This window comes from Nocardia anaemiae NBRC 100462 (assembly GCF_001612725.1).
GTDB lineage: Bacteria > Actinomycetota > Actinomycetes > Mycobacteriales > Mycobacteriaceae > Nocardia > Nocardia anaemiae.
On the sequence record NZ_BDAZ01000046.1, the window covers coordinates 1 to 14,918 of the forward strand.

The 14,918-nt window shown below is 65.8% G+C and carries 14 protein-coding genes; 6 read left to right on the forward strand and 8 right to left on the reverse strand.

What is annotated here, in order from left to right; all coding sequences use genetic code 11:
- Nucleotides 1-48: 48 nt before the first annotated feature.
- Complete coding sequence (locus tag NA5_RS25265) at nucleotides 49-792, reverse strand: DUF4191 domain-containing protein (RefSeq protein WP_062990296.1); 744 nt, start codon at nucleotides 790-792, stop codon at nucleotides 49-51.
- Between the two features lie 42 nt (nucleotides 793-834).
- On the reverse strand, nucleotides 835-1,284 hold the full coding sequence (locus NA5_RS25270; RefSeq protein WP_062990299.1) for a TY-Chap domain-containing protein: 450 nt from the start codon (nucleotides 1,282-1,284) through the stop codon (nucleotides 835-837).
- Between the two features lie 195 nt (nucleotides 1,285-1,479).
- Between NA5_RS25270 and tsaA the strand changes: the two genes are divergently transcribed.
- Genes tsaA through NA5_RS25290 form a run of 4 tightly spaced genes read left to right on the forward strand, consistent with a single transcriptional unit; the run spans nucleotide 1,480 to nucleotide 5,887 of the window.
- Nucleotides 1,480-1,896 (forward strand): tRNA (N6-threonylcarbamoyladenosine(37)-N6)-methyltransferase TrmO, encoded by a 417-nt coding sequence (gene tsaA, locus NA5_RS25275; protein WP_157110620.1) that lies wholly within the window; start codon nucleotides 1,480-1,482, stop codon nucleotides 1,894-1,896.
- Nucleotides 1,897-1,953: 57 nt separating this feature from the next.
- Entirely contained in the window at nucleotides 1,954-3,609 is a 1,656-nt protein-coding gene (locus NA5_RS25280; RefSeq protein ID WP_245672386.1) for a CocE/NonD family hydrolase, read from the forward strand.
- A complete protein-coding gene (locus tag NA5_RS25285; protein ID WP_062990301.1) occupies nucleotides 3,606-5,015 on the forward strand; it encodes a M20/M25/M40 family metallo-hydrolase in 1,410 nt (469 codons plus the stop codon). Before NA5_RS25280 ends, NA5_RS25285 begins: the two co-directional genes overlap by 4 nt.
- Complete coding sequence (locus NA5_RS25290) at nucleotides 5,012-5,887, forward strand: alpha/beta hydrolase (RefSeq protein ID WP_062990302.1); 876 nt, start codon at nucleotides 5,012-5,014, stop codon at nucleotides 5,885-5,887. The genes NA5_RS25285 and NA5_RS25290 overlap by 4 nt, the downstream gene beginning before the upstream one ends.
- Nucleotides 5,888-5,891: 4 nt before the next feature.
- Here the strand turns inward: NA5_RS25290 and NA5_RS25295 are convergent, their stop codons facing one another.
- Nucleotides 5,892-7,334: a neutral zinc metallopeptidase gene (locus tag NA5_RS25295; RefSeq protein ID WP_062990304.1), complete on the reverse strand. Its 1,443-nt coding sequence runs from the start codon at nucleotides 7,332-7,334 to the stop codon at nucleotides 5,892-5,894.
- 138 nt (nucleotides 7,335-7,472) lie between these two features.
- Nucleotides 7,473-8,417, reverse strand: coding sequence for an endonuclease/exonuclease/phosphatase family protein (locus tag NA5_RS25300; protein ID WP_062990306.1), 945 nt, complete (start codon nucleotides 8,415-8,417; stop codon nucleotides 7,473-7,475).
- Between the two features lie 107 nt (nucleotides 8,418-8,524).
- Between NA5_RS25300 and NA5_RS25305 the strand changes: the two genes are divergently transcribed.
- Complete coding sequence (locus tag NA5_RS25305) at nucleotides 8,525-8,866, forward strand: HPr family phosphocarrier protein (RefSeq protein WP_062990308.1); 342 nt, start codon at nucleotides 8,525-8,527, stop codon at nucleotides 8,864-8,866.
- On the opposite strand, the gene NA5_RS25310 is transcribed toward NA5_RS25305, so the two are convergent.
- Both NA5_RS25310 and NA5_RS25315 read right to left on the reverse strand, forming a co-directional pair.
- Nucleotides 8,820-9,461, reverse strand: coding sequence for a cysteine hydrolase family protein (locus tag NA5_RS25310; RefSeq protein WP_062990310.1), 642 nt, complete (start codon nucleotides 9,459-9,461; stop codon nucleotides 8,820-8,822). The genes NA5_RS25305 and NA5_RS25310 overlap by 47 nt on opposite strands.
- The gene (locus NA5_RS25315; protein ID WP_062990312.1) at nucleotides 9,461-9,799 is read right to left on the reverse strand and encodes a YciI family protein; all 339 of its coding nucleotides are present in this window, start codon (nucleotides 9,797-9,799) and stop codon (nucleotides 9,461-9,463) included. The genes NA5_RS25310 and NA5_RS25315 overlap by 1 nt, the downstream gene beginning before the upstream one ends.
- 121 nt (nucleotides 9,800-9,920) lie before the next feature.
- Between NA5_RS25315 and NA5_RS25320 the strand changes: the two genes are divergently transcribed.
- Nucleotides 9,921-10,253 carry a winged helix-turn-helix transcriptional regulator gene (locus tag NA5_RS25320; RefSeq protein WP_062990314.1) on the forward strand — a complete coding sequence of 111 codons (333 nt, stop codon included), beginning with the start codon at nucleotides 9,921-9,923 and terminating at the stop codon, nucleotides 10,251-10,253.
- A 71-nt stretch (nucleotides 10,254-10,324) separates the two neighbouring features.
- Here NA5_RS25320 and NA5_RS25325 read toward each other — a convergent pair whose 3' ends face one another.
- A complete protein-coding gene (locus tag NA5_RS25325) occupies nucleotides 10,325-13,336 on the reverse strand; it encodes a bifunctional [glutamine synthetase] adenylyltransferase/[glutamine synthetase]-adenylyl-L-tyrosine phosphorylase (protein ID WP_062990316.1) in 3,012 nt (1,003 codons plus the stop codon).
- 88 nt (nucleotides 13,337-13,424) lie between these two features.
- Complete coding sequence (gene glnA / locus NA5_RS25330; protein WP_062990318.1) at nucleotides 13,425-14,765, reverse strand: type I glutamate--ammonia ligase; 1,341 nt, start codon at nucleotides 14,763-14,765, stop codon at nucleotides 13,425-13,427.
- Between the last annotated feature and the right edge of the window lie 153 nt (nucleotides 14,766-14,918).

The window sequence follows — 14,918 nt, forward strand, 5'->3', positions numbered from 1 at the left end:
AGAAATGCGAAGGCCCGCATCCCATGGGATGCGGGCCTCGAAACAGGTTCAGCGCCGACGGATGGTGCGCTGCACTCCGCGCATCTTGGCGCCCGCGGGCATCGGACCCTTGGGCAGTGCGGGACCGCTGCGCGAACTCAGCGCGGACAGACGACCCTCGATCAGGTCCATGCGCTTCGTATCGATATTGCGGGGCAGCTTGGTGAGGTGCTTCTGCAGCCCCTTCAGTGGGATCTGGCCCTCGTCGTTGCCGATGATGATGTCGTAGATCGGGGTGTCGCCGATAAGCCGCGCGGTGCGCTTCTTCTCCTGGGCCAGTAGCGATTTCAACCGCTGCGGGGAACCCTCACCGATCAGGATGACGCCCGGCAGACCGATCACCCGATGCACCGCGTCCAACTGAGTGGTCGCGGCGACGCCATTGCTGACCCGCCATTTGCCCTGCAGGTTGTCCAGCACCCAGGCCGCCGCACCCGCCTGGCCCTCGGCCTTGGCATAGACATTGCGCTGCACCCGACGTCCGAAGATGATGAACGCGACGAGCACGCCGAGCAGCAGACCGAGCGGCAGCAGGTACCACTGCAGGCCGAAGATCAGGCCGACCACCAGGAATACGACCGTGATGCCGACGATGGCGCCGATCATCAGCGGCAGCAGCAGCTTGTCTTCCTTGCGCTGCATCTGGAACGCCTGCCAGAGCTGTTGGCGGCGTTCTTTCGACTGCTGCTTGCGAGCCGCCTTCGCCGCGGCCTTCGCTTCCTTGGACGGCGTGCCGCCCTTGCCTACTGCCATATTCACAGAATAGTGGCACGTCGGGCGGGTCTCCGCACCGCGTCAGTTCACGCCGCGACGCGCGATTTCGCCCAATGCGGTGAGATCCAGTTCACCCGAGCTCTCGGTCCACCCCATAGCGCGCAGCTGCGCGGGCGTGCCGACGCCGAGCGCGTCGCGCAGGCCGACCGCCACCGAGCGGGCGACTCCGAGCAAGGTATCCGAAGACAGCGGCCAGAACAGGGTCCGGGTCCAATTGTCGATCTCACGCCGTGCGACGGGTTCGCGCCAGCCGAGACCGCGCAGCGTGCGTTCTCCGGTCGGCGAGATGGGCTGCGCGAGATAGGAATTGCCCGCCAGCTCGACGGACAGTTTGATGTCGTATTGCACGAATTGGACGTATCGATTGCCGGGCGCGGCGATGATCAGCGTTGCCCGGGAAGGTAGTTCGGCAAGGCATTGTGCCAGTGACCGCACGAATGGCTCCCAATCCGTGGTCACCGGCTCACTCATATTCCCCCCGGGGACTCGCACTGGGCCGATCATACGCCGCGCTGCCTCAGACACCAGCCGAAACTTATTGCCGGAGCATGATCTTCGCCCGGTCGATAGCGAAAGCGAATAGCCTGTCGTTTCTCACGCACGGCAGGTCGAGGACACCCACGCGAATGCCTTCGGGCTCAGGCAGCCGTAAGCGAGGATTGCCCCATGACCTCCGAGACCTATGACCTGCGCCCGATCGGCCGGGTGCGCTCACCGCTGACCGATGCCGCGGATGCGCCGAAACAAGGCGACGAAGGCGCGCCGCCAGCCGAGATCGTGCTCGATTCCGCGGTCGCGGCGGGCACGGCGGGCTTGCGGCCCGGCGATGAGGTGTTGGTGTTCACCTGGTTGCACCAGGCGGATCGGGAGGTGCTTGCGGTGCATCCGCGCGGGGATCACACCCGCCCGGTCACCGGGGTGTTCGCGACGCGCGCCCCGCATCGGCCGAATCCGATCGGGCTGCATCGGGTCACGATCGTCGATATCGCTGGGACGACTCTCACCGTGCACGGTTTGGAAGCGATCGACGGCACACCGGTGCTGGATCTGAAGCCGGTCCTCGGTCCGACCGCGGAGCGCTGAGCGGCACCCCCGTTCCGGGGGCTGGACTATCGACCAGCAGGGGTCGATAGTTCTCGGGTGACTGTGGGTTCGGTGCTGTTGCGCGGGTTGGCCGGGGTTGTATTGATGCTCGGCGTACTGGCGCCGGTGACGGCCGCGGACCCGGTCGGTGTGCCGTATCAGTGGTCGCAGACCTTCATCACCGCGCCGGACGGCACCCGGCTGCACGCCGATATCTTGCGCCCCGAGGGTATTTCCGCGGACACCCGCACGCCGGTGATCATGACCGTCAGCCCGTATCGCTCGCATTCCGCGTATCTGAGCGTGCCGCGGCTCGAGGGCGGTCCGTCCACTGACGATCTGCACGTCGCGATGTTCCTGAACGCGGGCTATACCTACGTCATCGTGGATCTGCGCGGCTTCGGCGGCTCGTCCGGATGTCCGGATTTCGGTGGACCGGGCGAGCGTTCGGATGTGGCGACCGCCGTGGCGTGGGCGGCGGGGCAGCCGTGGTCGACCGGTCGAGTGGGTATGATCGGCACCTCCTACGAGGCCTGGACCGGGATGATGGCGCTGGCCGACGAACCCCATGGCCTGGCCGCCGTCGCGGCGTTCGGACCGGATGTCGACCCGTACGCGTACATGTACATGCAGGGCGTCGCCTGGAAGTTCTCCGGAAAGCCGGTCACCGAGAGCGGCATTCGCCCGGCCGAAATGACGGGTTTCGAGCATCTGCTCATCGCCTCCACGCCGGGCCGCCCCGACGACTCCCCCGAGTACCAGTCCAATGCGGTCCAGATTTCGGCCGGATGCTATGAGCAATACGCGGCGAACACCACCAACCATGACGCCACCACCCCGTTCTGGCGCGAGCGTGATCTCGTGGAGGAGTTGCGCGGCAATACCATTCCGCTGTTCGTCGGTCAGGGCTTTCTCGATTACAACACCCGGGCATATCGCATCTTCGACGTCTGGAATGCGCTCGGGCCCGGCGATCATCGCGCCTGGTTCGGCCAGTGGGGCCACAGCGATTGCGATAGCAAATGCGGTGCACCGGACTTCGATACCCAACTGCTCGCCTTCTTCGATAAGCATGTCGCCGACCGCGATATCGAGGTGCCAGGCCCGCGCGTGACGGTCGGCCAATTCGACGGCGGCTGGCGCTCCGAAACCGCATGGCCGCCCACCGACTCACGCCGGGTTCCGATCGATCTGCGCACCGGCACCTATACCGATCGCGGCCTGCTGCCCGGACCCGACCGCGAGATCTGGTCCATTTCCGAACCGCTGAGCACCACCCAGCACATCTCCGGAATTCCGACGGCAACGCTGCGCCTGTCGGGTCCGCCGACCGCGACAGTCGCGGTCGAATTGTTCGATATCGCCCCGGACGGCCGCGGCACCATCATCACCCGCGGCATCGCTCCGGTCGCCGACACCGCCGATATCAGGCTGTTGGCGCAGGACTGGCCGATCATTGCCGGGCACCGCCTCGGCGTCCGGATCACCGATGTCGTCGACGACGTCTGGTCCCATGCCGCCGCAAATGCCCAGGTCACCGTGCTCGCGGCCCGCTTGGACCTGCCACTGCTCAGCATCCCGCGCACCCCCGACCTCACCGGCGGCACCAGCGAGGCCTGGGCGAAGTGGCGGGTCCAGAAGGTGCGCACACTCGGGCCCGAGGTGTTGAACAATGCAGTGATGCCCATGAATTTGCCCAATGAGACCCGATGACAGGTAACGCCGCACAGACCGACACCACCCCGGTTGTCGTCGACTCGGCCGTCGCCGAACGACTCGCGCACGCCTTGCGCTGCGCGACGGTTTCCTATGAGCCATCCGATACCGCGGAGCCCACAGAACCCGGCGACGCCGAATTCCTCCGGCTGGGCGCGCACCTGGAACAGTCGTTCCCACTGGTCCACGCGGAACTGGAATTGGAGCGGTTCGGGCACAGCAGGCTGTATCGCTGGCCGGGCGTCGAACCGGATCGGGTGTCGGCGATTCTGCTCGCCCATCAGGATGTGGTTCCGGTCGATGATCTGCAGCGGTGGACGCATCCGCCGTTCGCGGGCGTGGTGGACGACGAATTCATTTGGGGCCGTGGCGCAATCGACGACAAGAGTCGCTTGATCGCGATTATGGAAGCGGTCGAATCCGCCATCGCCGCGGGAATTCGCCCGCGCCACACCATCTATCTGGCCTTCGGGCACGACGAGGAGGTGTTCGGCAATGACGGTGCGGTGCGAATGGCGCAGCGGCTGCGTGACTCCGGTGTGCACGCCGATCTCCTGCTCGATGAGGGCGGTGTCATTCTCGATGACGTCGCCGACGGCATAGACCGGCCGGTCGCCTCGATCATGGTTGGCGAGAAAGGCTATGCGACCGTTCGCCTTTCGGTCTCGGCGGTGGGCGGGCATTCGTCCATGCCCGGAAAACAGACCGCGGTCGGACGGATCGCCCGCGCGGTGGGCCGAATCCAGGACCATCCGATGCCTTTGCGGTTGACGCCGGTGGTGTCGGACATGGTCACCAGGCTGCGCCACGTCATGCCCGAATATCGCCGCCGCCTGCTCAGGTTCGCCGGGCTGGCCACGCCGGTGATCACCCGGGTGCTCGCGGCGCGTCCGCAAACCGAGTCACTGGTGCGCACCACGACCGCGCCGACCGTCATTCGCGGCGGCATCAAACCGAATGTGCTGCCACAGCAGGCCGAGGCCCTGGTAAATTTCCGCATCCTGCCCGGTGATTCGGTCGCGTCGGTGCTCGCACACTGCCGCAAGGTCGTGCGCGACGCGGACGTGCGGATCGAACTCGTCGGCATGACCTCCGAACCCTCCCCCGGCAAGCCGCCCGGCCCGGCATTCGACATGATCGCGCGCCTGGCCGAGTCCGTCGTCCCTGGCATCGCGGTCACCACCGGCATCGTCCCCGGCGCCACCGATTCCCGGCACTACGACGACCTCGCCGCGACCCGCTGCAACTTCGCCCCGATCCTGCTGACCAAGGCCGATGTGGAATCGATCCACGGAACCGACGAGCGCATCTCGCTGGTGAACTACGCTCGGCTCATCGAGTTCAATCGGCGGCTGATCGATCAGCTGGCGGCGCCGCCACGTACCCAAGGAGCCGATGCATGACAACCGATCCGACGACCGGCGAACCCCTGGAGCCGACACCGGGCACCGAGGGCGAATTCGACGGCATCGGTAGCCGAATCGCTTGGCGCGCATGGCTTCCCGATACCACTGCGCGCGCGGTGATCGTGCTCGTGCACGGCGTCGCCGAACATTCCGGCCGCTACACCCATGTCGGAAAGCGCCTGGCGGACAACGGTTTCGCGGTCTACGCGCTGGACCATCTGGGCCATGGCAAGTCGGCGGGCAATAACGCGAATATCGGTTCGATGGCGGCCTCGGCCGACAATGTCGCGGAGATGCTGAAGATCGCCAGCCGCGAACATCCGGATGTGCCGCGGTTCCTGCTCGCGCATTCGATGGGCAGCCTGATCACGCTGTATCTGGCGGTCCGGGCACCGATCGATGTCGACGGCATCGTATTGTCGGCGCCGCCGCTGGATATCGCCGTCGGCAATCCGCTACAACGACTGCTCGGCCCGCTGCTGTCCCGGGTCGCGCCGAATATCGGTGTGCTGAAACTGGATTCGTCGATGATCAGCCGCGATCCCGAGGTGGTCCGCGCCTACGACAACGACCCGCTGGTCTTCCGCGGCAAGCTCCCGGCCCGCACCGGTATGGAGATGCTGAACGCCACCGAGTTCGTCAAGAGCCGTCTGGACAAGCTCACCGTGCCGCTGCTGGTACTGCACGGCACCGCCGATGCCATCGCCGCGCCGTCGAGCACCGATCTGATCGAGCGGGGCGCGGGCTCCAAGGACCTCACGGTGATCCGCTACGAGGGCCTCTACCACGAGGTCTTCAATGAACCCGAACAGGACAAGGTGCTCTCCGATGTTCTGGAGTGGTTGCAGGCCCACGTAGCGGACGGGTGAGCCGCTAGCGGTAGTTCGTCAGGCAGGTCTGCTCGCCGTCGAGGACGCCGGTGCGGAACGCCTCCAACCGTTGGAAGCCGCTCGGTACCACCTTGCCGTCCACATCGCCGGCGACCAGACCGTCGGCGAGCAGTCCGGAGACCGCCTCGTCGAGGTCGTTCGCCGACAGCCGTGGATCGCTGCCCGGCTCGCTCAGCTTGGTCGTCACCACGCCGGTGAGGCATGCGGTGCGCAATCCAGCGGTCTCGGCTCCGCTGATCGAGAGCTTACGTTCCTGTTGCACCGCAAGGACATAGCGCGAAATGAACACGGCGAAGGCGTTGTAGTCACCGTCCACCACCGCCGAGAGCGGTTCGTCGTCGCCCTTCATGGCCCCGCCGCGTTCGGCGAGTTCGGGCACATCGGTGCCGATCTTGTTCGAACTCGGGCAGTACGAGACGGGTTCGGTGGCAGTCACTTTCGAGCAGTTCGCGATGATCCCGTTGTAGTCGTACTGCGGAGCCTGCCGCAGCGGGAAGATCTTCGCCAGCGCCTGGCTCAGGCTGGTCAGCGATGCCATGTCGACCGGAAGCTGGGCGTCCTGTTCGCCGTCCTCATATGTCGTCGGCAGCGTGCCCCGACGCTGCTCGATCTCCTTCTTGTTGATCTTCTTGCAGCCCTGCGCGCCGTCGGTATAACCGATCTGCACCGCGGTCACCCGCTCGAAGGCGGAACCGTGCACATTCTTCGTGTTGTCCGGATCGGTATCGCGCACGGCGATGGTGGCACCGAGGACCGCATTGAGTCCGTCGGTCATATTCAGCGTGAAATGTGCCGAATTCCCTTCCGCCACATGGCGTAGGAAGGCACCGGCCAGGCAGTCGGCCTGCTGCTCCTTCACCAGCGCACCGCTGAAGAATCCGGCGATCTTGGCCTGGCCCTGGATGGAGTGACCGTATTCGTGTGCGAGCACCATCACGATCGCCATATCGCTGTACTTCTCCTGCAGCAGCGGTAACAGCACACCACGATCCCAACCGATGGTGTGGTCCAGGCTGCAGTAGGCGGCATTGACCAGGTGATAGGTGCTGGACTTGCAGAACTTGACCGCCTGCTCCTTGGCGGCCTTGGCATCCCAGGAGATATAGCGGCTCACCGGCTTGAAGGTGCCGGGAAAATTCTTGCCGTACTCGGTCTTCCAGAAATCTTCCAGATCGGCGATGGTGTTGAGAGCGAGTTTGTCGACCGCGCCGCCGTCGCCGTTCTCCGCGGTGAGCGCCGCGTCCGGGACGCCCTTGCGCGGGCCGCTCGGACCGTTGTTGGTGACCGCGCCGGTGAGCTCCCACGGATTGTCCGCGGTCACCGCGCTCGCACCCTGCTGGGCGGTCCTGCTATCGCAGCCGACCAGCGCCGCGCCGACCAACAGCGATACCGCGACCCCCCCGAACCGCAGCCGTCTCGTCCTCATCAGGTCTTTCCTCCCCGAACTCACCGTGGGTCCGTCCTCGGCGAACCCGACCCGATGGGTGCACTCCTGCCCATCGAGCGATCACATGGTAATCGCAGAAAACCCTGCGCGCGTATACATCTGAGCGCTATCGCCGCGTCAGGCGTTCAACCGCACCTGCGCCAGTATCGCGCGATGATCCGATCCGGGAATGCTGAGCGCGCGGACGTCGGCCGCCGTGCCATCGGCGACCAGAATGTGGTCGATGCCGATCACCGGCCCCCACCGGCGGTCCGCCGGATAGGTGAGCAGCGGCCCGGCACCCGCCTGATCCGCCGCCGCGACGAACCGGCCGCGCAGCAGATCACGGAATGCCGAATGATCGCGGGTGGCATTGAAATCCGCGCCGACAATCACGGGACCCTGCTGTGCGTCGAGTATTTCGCGAATCTTGTCGAGCTCCGAACTCCACGCCGGGAAGTCGACCGAGGGTGGCACCGGATGGAATGCGAACACCGTGACCGGCCCGCGCTGTGGATGCTCCATCGTGGCGGACAGATTGTTCATCCAGAAGCCATCGTATTTCACGGTGTCCCGCAATGGATATCGGCTGTAGATTCCGGTGCCGTTGCCGCCCCCACGGGATTGTAGGAACTGATGCGGCAGTAACTCATCGATTCCGGCCGCCGCGAGTCGCTGCGCGACTTCCGGTGTCAGCTCGTCGACGGTGAGCACCTCGACCCGGTTCTCCCGCACTGCTCGAACCACCGCCGCCGCATCCGCTTTGCCGAATAACAGGTTCGACTGCATGACCGATACTTCCGGCCCACTCGCAGCCCGTCCCTGCGGCACGAACATCGGCATCTGCGTCCACAACACCGCCGCGACGATCACCCCCGCGGCCGCCGCACTCTTCCATCCCCGCGCGATCAGGAACAACACCAGCCCCAACACCGCCCCGAGCATCAAATACGACGCACCCGCCGCCAACAGCACCAACGCCTGCCGCCGCCACGTCCCGAAATGCAGCACCACCCCGAGAAGTCCCGCCATCAAGGCGCACCACCCCAGCCCGAGCACCACCCGGTCCACCCATTTACGCATGCACCGACCCTAACCGGCTGCGATGGAGACCAGGTGCGGCGATTGTGGAGATCCCGTGGGGATGCCACAGCCCCCTACACTGGCCAACAGAGAGTGAGGTGGTCGCGATGTATGTCGAGGAATTCACGGCGCCGGGGGCGCTCACTGCCGAGGCGGCCGAAGATCTTGCCGCCACCGCAGGCCGGTTCACCTCGCGGATCACCGTGACCTGCAACGGCCACACCGCGCTGACACCGGTGCTGCCGTGGTGCTGGAACGAGCTGCGGGTGCGCGCGGGAAGCACGGTATCGGTCACCGTCGAGCGGGGGTACCGCCCGCCCGAGGATGAGGACCGCATTGCGCTGCGCGAATTCGTGCGCCGGTTTCAGGTACTGACCGCGGTCGGCCCGGCGCGGCTTCCGCTCAGTGGCGGTGCATCCGCTCGACGAGCACGGCGGCGTCCGTGGTGAGCGAACCGCCCGCGAAAGCCAATGTGGCCAAGGAACGTTCGGCCGCGTCCGGATGGCCCGCACCACAGGCATCGGTCACCAGAATCGGCAGATAGCCAAGGTCCAGGCTGTGCCGGACGGTGGGTTCGATGCCGACCTCGAGCGCGATGCCCGCAATGGCGAAGGTGTCGATGCCCAAGTCGCGCAAGGCGAAATCGAGCGGCGTCGCCGCGAAGGCGGACATGGTGATCTTATCGATGACCACCTCATTCGGACCGGGCGACAGCTCGGGGACGAGCTGATATTGCGGCGAACCCTGCGGGAAGCTGGAATGCACCTCGTTCGGACTGTCGACCCGCTGCCACTCCATGGCCGTGCGCAGTTGCGAAACACCGGCCGCCGCGGGCGGCAGCGACATGTGCCTGGTGTAGAAAACGCGAAAACCGTTCTCCCGCGCGGCATCCCGCAGCTGCACGCAGGCCTGGACGATCTTGTCGCCGTCGGGCAACTGCCGCACGATGCCGACCTGCATGTCGTAGATCAGCAGCGCCATCCTGGTTGGATCGCAGGCATCGGCGAGGGTCTGCGGAATGCTCAGACCGTAGGCGTATTGCATCAGGCCGACACCGCCTTCGTCCGATCGTAGGGCTCGGCGACATCGACGGACGGATCCATCAGCGCCTCCAGCGGCAGCGGCGCCTGCACCGGAACGTAGGTCCATTCCAGGTGACCGGCCTTGGTCAGCGGGAAGTCCTCGACATAACGCTTGGCCTCCTCGACGCTGTCGACCTCGAATACGATGACTACGCCCGGCTCGTCGGCGCGCGCATAGTTCTCGCGCACGATGCCCGCCTTCCACAGCCGCCACACATTGGCGACCTCTTCGGGGAGATAAGGGGTGATGGTCTCCATCGTCACGCCGGGCTTGAAGCTGTCGAAAACGATGACTTTCATGGGTAATCGAACTCCATGTCTGCAGAATGTGGTGCGGCCGCGCCGCGGTGCGAGTTCCATGTAAGCCCGATGATTACAGTGTTACAAGAACGCACTTTTTGGTGAGTACCGGAGGCGAGCGATGCCGGATAAGCGCTATTACTGCGCGGTGGAGGTGACCGTCGATCTCATCGACGGCAAATGGAAGCCGGTCATCCTGGCCCACCTCAAGGAGGGCGTGCGCCGCTACGGCGAATTGCGCCGCCTGATGCCGAGCACCAGCGAGAAAATGCTCGTCCAGCAGCTGCGCGACCTGGAGTCCGACGGCCTCATCCGTCGCACCACCTTCGATACCGTGCCACCCCAGGTCGAATACGACCTGACCGAGGAAGGCTGGAGCCTGGTCCCGGTATTGACAGCCCTCTACGAATGGGGCCGAAAGCGCGCCGACCGCGCCGGTATCCCCCTGCCCTGAACGAACTCGCCGACGGTAGTCGACAGATCGGCCGCCATGCCCGCCGATCTGTCGACTACTGTCGGCACGGCTCAGCCACCGAAGACTCGCTCCACCACCGCTTTCGCCCGCCGGGTGATGCGCATGTAGTTGTCGAGGAACTCGCTGCCGTCATCGTTGGGCCATCCCGCAACCCGCGCGACGGCCGATAGTAGACGGCCGGGGCCGGGCAGCTGATCGGCTGGCTTGCCACGCACGAGCACCAGTGCGTTGCGCGCCCTGGTCGCCGTGATCCAGGCCTCGCGTAGCAGCGAAACATCTTCGACGGCAAGCAATTTGGTCTGCTCGATGACATCGAGGCATTCCAGCGTCGAGGTGTTGTGTAGTGCGCGCACATCGTCGGCGTAACGCAGCTGCATCAGCTGTACGGTCCATTCGATATCGGCGAGGCCACCGCGCCCGAGTTTGGTGTGGGTCGCCGGATTCGCACCGCGCGGCAGGCGTTCGGCATCGACCCTGGCCTTGATCCGGCGGATCTCCCGCACCGCCTCCGCCGATACCCCGCCCTCGGGATAGCGCACCTTATCGATGGTGCGCAGGAACCGGACACCGAGGTCCTGGTCCCCGGCCACCTGATGCGCACGCAGCAGGGCCTGCACCTCCCACGGCTGCGCCCACTGCTCGTAGTAGGCGGCATAGGCGGCCAGCGTGCGCACCAGTGCGCCGTTGCGACCCTCCGGTCGCAGTCCGGCATCGACCTGCAGCGGCGGATCGGTACTCGGCGCGCCGAGCAACCGCTGCACCTTCTCCGCGACGCCGATCGCCCATTTCACGGCCTTGGTCTCGTCCTCGCCGGGACGCGGATCGCAGACGAACAACACATCGGCATCGGAGCCGTAGCCGAGTTCCAGGCCGCCCAGTCGTCCCATGCCGATCACCGCGAAATCGGCCGGTGCGGGTGCCCCGAGTTCGACCTCACTGGCCCGAATCACCGCGCGCAGTGCGGCTTCCAGCACCGCGACCCACACCGAGGACAATGCCCGGCACACCTGCGGCACATCCAACATGCCGAGCAGATCGGCCGAGGCCACCCGCGCCAATTCGTGTCGGCGCAGCGAACGAGCTGCGGCCACAGCACGTTTCGGGTCGTCGTAGCGCGCCGCAGCGGTAAGGATTCCGCGTGCGACTTCTTCCGGCTGCGGACTGAGCAACAGCGGCCCACCCGGACCGTCGGCATACATCCGGATCGTGTCCGGTGCGTTGATCAGCAGATCCGGCAGATATTCCGAGGAGCCGAGCACGATCATCAACCGTTGCGCGATGGCGCCCTCATCGCGCAATTCGCGCAGGAACCAGATCTGATCGTCCAGTCCCTCCGAGACCCGCCGGTACGCGAGCAGCCCGGCGTCGGGATTCGGTGTGTCCCCGAGCCATTCGAGCAGGGTTGGCAAGAGCAGCGCCTGAATCCGACCCTTGCGTGATACCCCGCCGGTGAGCGCTTTCAGATGTCCCAGCGCGTTTTCCGGCGCCGCGTAGCCGAGCGCCGCCAACTGCCGGATCGCCGCGTCCGGACTGAGCCGCAGCGCGTCGGGATCCATCTTGACCACCGATTCGAGCAGCGGCCGATAGAAGAGTTTGGCGTGTAATCGTCGCACCCGCACTGAATTTCGGCGAATCTCGGTGCTCAGTACGCCAACCGCGTCCTGCCGTCCGTCCGGGCGGATATGGGCCGCGCGCGCCAGCCAGCGCATGCCCTCCTCGTCATCGGCGGCGGGCAGGGTGTGGGTGCGCTTGAGTCGCTGCAACTGCAGCCGATGCTCGAGCAGGCGCAGGAATTCGTAAGAGGCGGTGAGGTTCGCGGCATCGTCGCGGCCGATGTACCCGCCGGCGGCCAATGCCGTCAGCGCCTCGACGGTGCCCTGCACGTGCAGGGTCTCGTCCACCCGGCCGTGCACCAATTGCAGCAGCTGGACGGCGAATTCGACATCGCGCAGGCTGCCGTGGCCGAGTTTGAGTTCGCGCTCGCGCAGATCGGCGGGCACCAGATCCTCCACCCGGCGCCGCATCGCCTGCACATCGGCGACGAAGTCGGGGCGCTCGGAGGCGGTCCACACCATCGGCATCAGCGCATCGCGATACTGCTCCCCCAGCGCCAGATCACCGGTCATCGGCCGGGCCTTGAGCAGCGCCTGGAACTCCCAGGTCCTGGCCCAGCGCTTGTAGTACGCGATATGCGAGTCCAGGGTGCGCACCAGCGCACCCGCCTTACCCTCGGGCCGCAGTGCCGCGTCGACCTCGAAGAAGGCCGCGCTGCCCACGCTCATCATCTCGGCGGCCAACCGGGTCGCGGTGGCATCGGCCGGTTCGGCCACGAAGACGACATCGACATCGCTGACGTAGTTGAGTTCGCAAGCACCGCTCTTGCCCATGGCGACCACGGCCAGCCGCACCGGCACCGGCGCGTCCTTGCAGACCCGGGTCACCGCCACCGCCAGCGCCGCGGTCAATGCGGCATCGGCGAGATCGGTGAGATGGCGACCGACCACCTGATACGGCAGCACCGGCTCGTTCTCCACAGTGGCCGCCAGATCCAGTGCGGCCAGCAGCATGAGCTGATCGCGATATCGCTTGCGCAGCAGCGGAATTGCCTCCGCACCGGAGAGCTCGGCCCGGTACAGCACCGCATCCGCATGCGGACTCTCGGCCGGTACGGCCCGCACCGCGTCCAACAGGTCGGCGATCAACTCCTCGCGCGCGGGTAGCTTGTCCCGCAGCAGAATTCGCCATGCGGCCGGGTCGGCGACCAGATGATCGGCGAACGCACTCGACGATCCGATAAGCGCGAAAAGCCTACCGCGCAAGGCGGTATCGGTCCGCAGCGTCGAATCGAGCTCGGACCAGTCGTCGCCGAGGGCGGTCCGCAATCGTGTCAGGGTCAACAGCGCGAGATCGGCATCCGGCGCGCGGGACAGCGCCCACAGCACCGGAATGCTGTCGATATTGTCCCAAGCCAACTCTCGTAAGGAGGCGGCGGCGGTCGGCTCGAGTAAGCCGAGCCGACCGACACCGGGGACAGCTGAACGAGCAGACGGCGGCCGGACCATACGTCCAACTTAGTTGGCCGATCATCGCTTTCCACCCGGCCGGGGTGGAAAGAGTCGCAAACGTAGCCGACCCGCCTGGTTTAACCGGCTAGAGGCCGAGGTACTCCTTCAGCTCGTACGGGGTCACCTGGCTGCGGTAATCCGCCCATTCCCGGCGCTTATTGCGCAGGAAGAAGTCGAAAACGTGCTCACCGAGCGTCTCGGCGACCAATTCCGAGCGTTCCATCGCCTGCAGCGCCTCGTCGAGCGTGCCGGGCAACTCGCGGAAGCCCATGGCGCGCCGCTCGGCGGCGGTCAGCGACCAGACGTCGTCCTCGGCCTCCGGCGGCAGCGTGTAGCCCTTCTCGATGCCACGCAGACCGGCCGCGAGCAGCACGGCGAAGGTCAGGTACGGGTTGCAGGCCGAATCTGGGCTGCGGATCTCGACGCGGCGCGAGGAGGACTTGTTCGGCGTGTACATCGGCACTCGCACCAACGCGGAACGGTTGGACCGACCCCATGAGGCCGCCGTCGGCGCCTCGCCGCCATGGATGAGTCGCTTGTAGGAGTTCACCCACTGGTTGGTGATCGCGCTGATCTCCGGTGCGTGCTCGAGGATGCCCGCGATGAAGGCCCGTGCGGTCACCGACAGATTCTGCGGATCGTCGGCATCGTGGAAGGCGTTGGCCTCGCCCTCGAACAGGCTCATATGGGTGTGCATGGCCGAGCCCGGGTACTGGGCGAACGGCTTGGGCATGAAGGTCGCGCGCACGCCCTCGTCGATGGCCACTTCCTTGATCAGGTAGCGGAAGGTCATCACGTTGTCGGCCATGGACAGCGCGTCGGCGTAGCGCAGGTCGATCTCCTGCTGCCCCGGGGCGCCCTCGTGGTGGCTGAACTCCACCGAGATGCCCATGGACTCGAGCGCGTCGATGGCGTGGCGACGGAAGTTGGGGGCCGAATCGTGCACGGCCTGATCGAAGAAGCCGCCGGAATCGGCCGGGGTCGGCATGGAGCCGTCCTGCGGGCCGTTCTCCAGCAGAAAGAATTCGATCTCCGGGTGCACATAGCAGCTGAACCCGACGTCACCGGCCTTGTTGAGCTGACGCCGCAGCACATGCCGTGGGTCGGCCCAGGACGGCGAACCGTCCGGCATGGTGATATCGCAGAACATGCGCGCGGAGTGCTGGTGGCCCTTGCTCGTCGACCACGGCAGCACCTGGAAGGTCGAGGGATCCGGCCGCGCCACCATATCGGCCTCGGACACCCGGGCGAAGCCCTCGATGGCCGAGCCGTCGAAGCCGATGCCCTCTTCGAAGGCGCCCTCTAGCTCCGCCGGAGCGATGGCAACGGACTTCAGATAGCCCAACACATCGGTGAACCAGAGACGCACGAAGCGGATATCCCGTTCTTCGAGCGTCCGCAGCACGAATTCCTTCTGGCGATCCATGTCGCCGAGCGTAAGCACCCGGCGTTAAATCCGTGTTACATACACGCTTAGGATTGCAATCCCATCATTCGGAATCAATCGCACGGTGTGCAAGATCGCCTTGTGAGCGGGTGAACCACCAGCACAGTGCATCCCGCGCACGACGGATCCGAG

Bases quoted from the DNA above. Each gene is read 5' to 3' on its own strand.
- NA5_RS25265 (WP_062990296.1), bottom strand. From the start codon at position 792: ATGGCAGTAGGCAAGGGCGGCACGCCGTCCAAGGAAGCGAAGGCCGCG.
- NA5_RS25270 (WP_062990299.1), bottom strand. From the start codon at position 1,284: ATGAGTGAGCCGGTGACCACGGATTGGGAGCCATTCGTGCGGTCACTG.
- tsaA (WP_157110620.1), top strand. From the start codon at position 1,480: ATGACCTCCGAGACCTATGACCTGCGCCCGATCGGCCGGGTGCGCTCA.
- NA5_RS25285 (WP_062990301.1), top strand. From the start codon at position 3,606: ATGACAGGTAACGCCGCACAGACCGACACCACCCCGGTTGTCGTCGAC.
- NA5_RS25290 (WP_062990302.1), top strand. From the start codon at position 5,012: ATGACAACCGATCCGACGACCGGCGAACCCCTGGAGCCGACACCGGGC.
- NA5_RS25295 (WP_062990304.1), bottom strand. From the start codon at position 7,334: ATGAGGACGAGACGGCTGCGGTTCGGGGGGGTCGCGGTATCGCTGTTG.
- NA5_RS25300 (WP_062990306.1), bottom strand. From the start codon at position 8,417: ATGCGTAAATGGGTGGACCGGGTGGTGCTCGGGCTGGGGTGGTGCGCC.
- NA5_RS25305 (WP_062990308.1), top strand. From the start codon at position 8,525: ATGTATGTCGAGGAATTCACGGCGCCGGGGGCGCTCACTGCCGAGGCG.
- NA5_RS25310 (WP_062990310.1), bottom strand. From the start codon at position 9,461: ATGCAATACGCCTACGGTCTGAGCATTCCGCAGACCCTCGCCGATGCC.
- NA5_RS25315 (WP_062990312.1), bottom strand. From the start codon at position 9,799: ATGAAAGTCATCGTTTTCGACAGCTTCAAGCCCGGCGTGACGATGGAG.
- NA5_RS25320 (WP_062990314.1), top strand. From the start codon at position 9,921: ATGCCGGATAAGCGCTATTACTGCGCGGTGGAGGTGACCGTCGATCTC.
- NA5_RS25325 (WP_062990316.1), bottom strand. From the start codon at position 13,336: ATGGTCCGGCCGCCGTCTGCTCGTTCAGCTGTCCCCGGTGTCGGTCGG.
- glnA (WP_062990318.1), bottom strand. From the start codon at position 14,765: ATGGATCGCCAGAAGGAATTCGTGCTGCGGACGCTCGAAGAACGGGAT.